The organism is Pseudoalteromonas sp. Isolate6, from assembly GCF_022398435.1.
Lineage (GTDB): Bacteria > Pseudomonadota > Gammaproteobacteria > Enterobacterales > Alteromonadaceae > Pseudoalteromonas > Pseudoalteromonas galatheae.
Window position 1 is genome coordinate 1 of record NZ_JAKEVK010000258.1, and the last position, 5,692, is coordinate 5,692.

6 protein-coding genes and 4 tRNA genes are annotated in these 5,692 nt (G+C 43.2%); all 10 read right to left on the reverse strand.

Going from position 1 to position 5,692, the window contains the following annotated elements; genetic code table 11:
* Positions 1–39: 39 nt before the first annotated feature.
* Positions 40–115, reverse strand: a tRNA-Lys gene (locus L1D50_RS21030).
* 30 nt (positions 116–145) lie between these two features.
* Positions 146–221: transfer RNA gene (locus L1D50_RS21035), tRNA-Lys, on the reverse strand.
* A gap of 29 nt (positions 222–250) precedes the next feature.
* Positions 251–326 (reverse strand) — tRNA-Lys (locus L1D50_RS21040).
* Positions 327–356: 30 nt separating this feature from the next.
* Positions 357–432 (reverse strand) — tRNA-Lys (locus tag L1D50_RS21045).
* Between the two features lie 149 nt (positions 433–581).
* The gene (gene ybgF, locus L1D50_RS21050; RefSeq protein WP_128727754.1) at positions 582–1,334 is read right to left on the reverse strand and encodes a tol-pal system protein YbgF; all 753 of its coding nucleotides are present in this window, start codon (positions 1,332–1,334) and stop codon (positions 582–584) included.
* Positions 1,335–1,346: 12 nt separating this feature from the next.
* Positions 1,347–1,883 (reverse strand): peptidoglycan-associated lipoprotein Pal, encoded by a 537-nt coding sequence (gene pal / locus L1D50_RS21055; RefSeq protein ID WP_128727755.1) that lies wholly within the window; start codon positions 1,881–1,883, stop codon positions 1,347–1,349.
* A 40-nt stretch (positions 1,884–1,923) separates the two neighbouring features.
* On the reverse strand, positions 1,924–3,282 hold the full coding sequence (gene tolB, locus L1D50_RS21060) for a Tol-Pal system beta propeller repeat protein TolB (RefSeq protein WP_138524250.1): 1,359 nt from the start codon (positions 3,280–3,282) through the stop codon (positions 1,924–1,926).
* A gap of 9 nt (positions 3,283–3,291) precedes the next feature.
* Positions 3,292–4,233, reverse strand: a complete 942-nt coding sequence (gene tolA / locus L1D50_RS21065) for a cell envelope integrity protein TolA (RefSeq protein ID WP_128727757.1) — start codon at positions 4,231–4,233, stop codon at positions 3,292–3,294.
* On the reverse strand, positions 4,233–4,661 hold the full coding sequence (gene tolR / locus L1D50_RS21070; RefSeq protein ID WP_010377593.1) for a protein TolR: 429 nt from the start codon (positions 4,659–4,661) through the stop codon (positions 4,233–4,235). Before tolR ends, tolA begins: the two co-directional genes overlap by 1 nt.
* Entirely contained in the window at positions 4,648–5,352 is a 705-nt protein-coding gene (tolQ, locus tag L1D50_RS21075; protein WP_010605125.1) for a protein TolQ, read from the reverse strand. Before tolQ ends, tolR begins: the two co-directional genes overlap by 14 nt.
* Positions 5,353–5,692: the final 340 nt, after the last annotated feature.

The window sequence follows — 5,692 nt, forward strand, 5'->3', positions numbered from 1 at the left end:
GCGGCAGCGTCATAAGTGTATAAGAGACAGCTTGTAAAGTGGTGGGTCATGATGGACTCGAACCATCGACCAATGGATTAAAAGTCCACTGCTCTACCAACTGAGGTAATGACCCGCTCAAATATAAAATCTAAAGCTTGTAAAGTGGTGGGTCATGATGGACTCGAACCATCGACCAATGGATTAAAAGTCCACTGCTCTACCAACTGAGCTAATGACCCGCTCAAATCGAATTCTAAAGCTTATAAAGTGGTGGGTCATGATGGACTCGAACCATCGACCAATGGATTAAAAGTCCACTGCTCTACCAACTGAGCTAATGACCCGCTCAAATATGAATTCTAAAGCTTGTAAAGTGGTGGGTCATGATGGACTCGAACCATCGACCAATGGATTAAAAGTCCACTGCTCTACCAACTGAGCTAATGACCCACTTAACGCAGCAGTTTTTTGTTACCAATCGCCTGCTGCGGGCGCTTATAATACTTATTTAAATTTTGAGTGCAACTGAAATAGCTAGTTTTTTTCACTTTTTATGACTAAGCGCCTAATTTTAAGGCACTCAGCTCAAAAAGTGATAATTACATCTTCGCTAAACGCTCTGTTGCCAATTTTGCAGGAGTCGTACTTGGATACTCTTTAATCAGTTTATTAAGGAGTGTCTTCGCTTCAGCTGTTTGTCCCTGTTTATGTAAAATAGTACCCAGCTTTAACATTGCTTCTGGACGTTTATTCGATTCAGGGAAATTATCCACAACGGTTGCGAAGTGAGACTTAGCTTTACCATCGTCAGATTTTATTAAGAATAGCTGACCTAGCCAGTAATGCGCGTTTGGTACATATACTGAGTTTGGATACTGCTGTAAAAAACTTTGAAACTCAGGGATCGCTGCATCGTAGCGCTTATCCTTCATTATCATGTTTACTGTGCGGTCGTACGCCTCATTCTCAGACAGGTTACTGCTGAACGCTTGTTCAGGTGTAACATCTGGCGTTACAGCAGCGGTTGACTTTGACTGGTCGTAAGCTTGGCTAACGCGATTTTCAATCTCTTGATACAACTCACGTTGGCGTTGCAACACTTTTTCAAGCTTATAGCTCTGCTCTTCTGTCACACCGCGTACTTGGCTTACTTCTTCTTGTAAAAGATTAAGCTGTTGCTGAAGCTCGGCTTGCAGTAAATTGCGGGTTCTCATCATGCTCTCCAGTTGAGAGACACGTTCTTCTAGTGTTTGACTTGAATTTGCAGCTTCTGAAACAGGAGCGGGAGCAGCCCAAACTTGGGCGCTCCCGCTCATGAGTAAGAATGCTGCCAAAATAGTATTCGGCTTCATAATAACTCTTTCTTAGTACACTAATACCGCGCGACGGTTCTTAGCGAACGCTTCTTCTGTGCGTGACTTAATCATTGGCTTTTCTTCACCATAGCTCACTACAGAGATCTGGCTGTCAGAAACACCAAGGCTTTGAAGGTATTTAGCTACTGATTTACCGCGGCTCTCACCTAGTGCAATGTTGTACTCAGGCGTACCACGCTCATCAGCGTGACCTTCTACCAGCACTTTTACACTTGGATTTTTCACTAGGAAATCAGCGTGCGCTTGAAGTAATTCAGCATACTTACTTTGAATAGTAGATTTATCAAAATCGAAGTAAACGATCTGTTCTTGACGAAGTGCTTCATATTTCTCGCGTAGTTTTTCTTCTGCAGATTTCTCACGAGAAATAGTGTTTACGTCAACAGTGTTGTTATCTTGATTGGTTGCCGCTTGATTGCTTTCGCTCGCCGCGCCCTCATCAACACTTGAGGATGAGCTACATGCTGCAAGTGTCATCACTGGCAACGCGACCATTAAGGCTTTTAGAGTTTTGTTAAGTTGCATCGAGTATATTCCTATATCTTTATAAATCTAACCAGCAAAATTACTGTAAAAACGGCGACCAGGCTGGTGCCTTAACTTGACCGTCCAAGACAGGTAATCTTGCCTTGAAACGACCATCCATAGACACCAATGCCAATACCTGCTTATTATTGTGCAAGGTGCTGTATATTATCATCGAACCATTTGGTGCAATGCTCGGAGACTCATCTAGTCTCGTACGAGTTAGCACTTGAAACAGCCCGGAATCTAATTCTTTTTTCGCAATGTGGTAACGGCCCAGCGTACGGTTAACCATAATCAGACGTTTACCATCTGGGGTGATCGAACCTGCTAAGTTCATGTCGCCGTCGAACGTCACTCGCTTAGACCTACCAGTTTTTAAATTTAACTTATAAATCTGAGCATTACCACCCCTTTCAGATGTATACACAATTTCTTGACCGTTTGGATGCCAAGAAGGCTCAGTATCTATACTACGGTGACGAGTCAAGCGTGTTTCTTGACGGGTTTTTAGGTCAATTAGATAGACTTCTGTCGCACCACCTGAGTCCTTAGAGAGCACCGCTAGTAATTTAGTTCCATCAGGAGAAAACTGTGGTGCGCCATTAATACCGGGGTGACTCGTGACGAGTTCGCGTTTTCCAGTGTAAATATCTTGAATATAGATTTGCGATTGGCGATTTTCAAAAGTCACATAAGCAAGTTTGTTTGCATCCGGTGACCATGCAGGCGACATTAACGGCTCTTTGGAGCGTAATAACACCTGCTCGTTGTAACCGTCATAATCCGCAACAACCAATTGGTACGGCTTATCTTGGCCGTCACGTACGATGACGTAGGCGATCTTAGTTCTAAATGCACCTCTTTCACCTGTTAAAGCTTCGTATACAACATCGCTAATTTGGTGCGCATAGTTTCTAAAGCCTGTACTGCTGACAATGCTTTGGCGTCCTTCAAGTACATGATCGTCACTTTGCATTAAGCGACCATTTGACATAATGCGAGTTTCACCACCAGTAAGCTGTGCTCTTATCACATCAATCAATTCATACTTTACCAAGTAGCGTCCAGCAGATTGCTGAGTCACGGTGCCTACTACTACCGCTTCAATCCCTGCATCTACCCATGCAGCGTAGTCAATCTCCGAGTCAGTTGTAGGTAATTGAGGCATGTCAGCCTCAGCAACGGGCTTAAATTTACCGCTGCGCATCAGGTCCGCAGAAATAACGTCACTTAAACTCGACGGCATTTCACCAGTGCCATTATACTTAAATGGCACAATCGCGATGGGTCTAGCACTGTCTACCCCTTCTGTTATCACAATTTCAAGTGCGGCTTGCGCAAACTGTGATACGCCCAGAGTAAAAACCAGCAATAAGGTTGTGAACTTCTTTAGCATGTTCGTCCTTTAAAAATTTGGTTTAATTGTTAGATTGATATTCTTAAGCTGCTCAAACACGTCTTTATCTTTAGAAACAGGTAAAGTATCTGCCATTTTCACAGCACGGATAGCAGCTTCACAAACTAGTTTGTCGCCGCCCAATGACTCTACATGCGTCACAAGGCCGTTAAAAGCTAGACGGATGTTTACTCGGCATTGTTTACCTTTCATTGTTTCGTCAATAAGTAAGTTTGCTTGAATGCGTTGCATGATAAGCGCTTTAAACTTATCCACCTCGCTCAAGACTTGCTGTTGACGGATCTTCGCTCTTGCTGCCTGCTCCTTAGCAAGCTGATCACGCAGCATTTGTTCTTCAAGTGCCTTTTGACGTTGACGCTCCGCTTCTTCCGCTTTTCGTTTTTCCTCAGCTTCGCGACGTTTCCTCGCCTCTTCGGCCTTTCTTAAGCGATCTTCCTCAGCTTGACGCTGGGCTGCTGCCTTTTTAGCAGCTTCTTCCGCTGCGGCTTTTTCAGCTCTCGCTTTATCAGCCTGCTCACGTTGCTTTTTCTCAATTTCGCGAGCGCGTTTAGCTTGCGCCTCAGCTTGGCGAGTCTCTTCCAACTTAGCTTGACGCTCTTGCTCCAGCTTTTTAATGCGCCTAGCTTCGGCTTCACGGTCTTTTCTGGCTTGCTGTGCACGTCGCTCAAGATCTCGAATACGGCGATCTTCAGCTGCTTGCTTTTCCTCTTCACGCTTTTTTAAATCCGCAATCTTTTTCTCAACCGCTTGCTGATCAACCGACACCGCAGAAACCGCCCTTTCAGGCTTTTGATCTTTTTGCTGTGGATTTAAGGTGACTTCCATCACAGTAGGTGTTTCAACTTGAAAATTTGCCGTAGCAAATAGCAGACCGCCAATCGCGCCATGAAGCAATACTGACTTAACTACACTGCTAGATAATGAACTCATTACTCATCCTCAAATGATTTAGTCATTAGGCCAACAGAAGGAACACCCGCTTTTTTCAAGAAATCCATTAAATAAAGGACTTCTTGATACGACACTCTGCCTGAACCTTTAATCATTACAGGAGTATCTGGATTTTGTTCTAACTTAAGTTTAATCACTGCGGCTACTTCTACTGCATCCATTGGCGCTTCAGGGTCTGTACCAACAGTCACAAAATAGCGACCTTCAGCATCAATGGTGGCAATAATCGGTGGCGAGTCTTTGGTTTCAACCAATTCAGACTCTTCCATCTGAGGTAGGTCTACTTTTACGCCGTGCTGGATAAGTGGAGCCGTTGCCATAAAGATGATTAACAACACCAACATAACATCAATATAAGGAACGACGTTGATCTCCGCGACGGGACGACGTCTCTTACGCTGATACATTTTGTTTTGCCTCTACTTGTGTTGCAGCCTGACGATAAAGAATATTAGCGAACTCTTCCATAAAGTTAATGTACTGAGTTTCGAGCTTTTCTACATTTTTGGCAAATCGGTTATAGGCCATAACCGCTGGAATTGCCGCAAACAGACCCATGGCTGTCGCAATCAACGCTTCAGCAATACCTGGAGCAACCATTTGCAGTGTCGCTTGTTTCACTTCACCGAGCGCGATGAACGCATTCATAATACCCCAAACCGTACCAAATAGACCGATATAAGGACTAATAGAGCCAACTGTCGCTAAGAAAGAGAGGCTTGATTCTAACTTTTCAATTTCACGAGAAAGCGCGACACGCATTGAACGGTGAGTTCCTTCAACAACAATCGAAGGAGATTGGATATTGCCTTTTTTATGCTTTGCAAATTCTTTAAAGCCGGATACAAATAACGCTTCTAATCCTGTTGCACTACCAGCCCTTGCAGCTATTTCATTATAGAGTTTGCTAAGATCCATACCGGACCAAAATTTTTGCTCGAAATTCTTTGATTGGCTTTGGGCTTGAGAAATGACAGTTTTACGTTGAAAAATAATTGCCCAAGAAGCAATAGACAATCCCACCAGGGTCAACATAACAAGTTGTACCAAAAAACTGGCTTTTAAAATTAGATCGACAAAATTTAGTCCCGATTCCACGTTATTATACTCCCAAAAGTGTTTCGGCAATGGTAGCCATTTATATTTTTACGCTCTACCGAGCAATATCTAGAGATAGACTAGATTTACTACCAAAAGGTTCAGCTAGTTTAACCACACTACAAATACCTTACAATCTCAATACTGCGAATTCATTGTATTTGACGATAAATAGACCAGGACAGTTTAACTCCCTTTGCTTTACCCAAACTTAAGCAAATCCAACAATCTCCATCACAGCCTCTAAATATGACTGAAAACTGCATAAAATAGGAGTTTTATGCACAAATAGAGAATAAAACCCCACAAAATAGATTGGTCTTACCAATTAACAACAGAT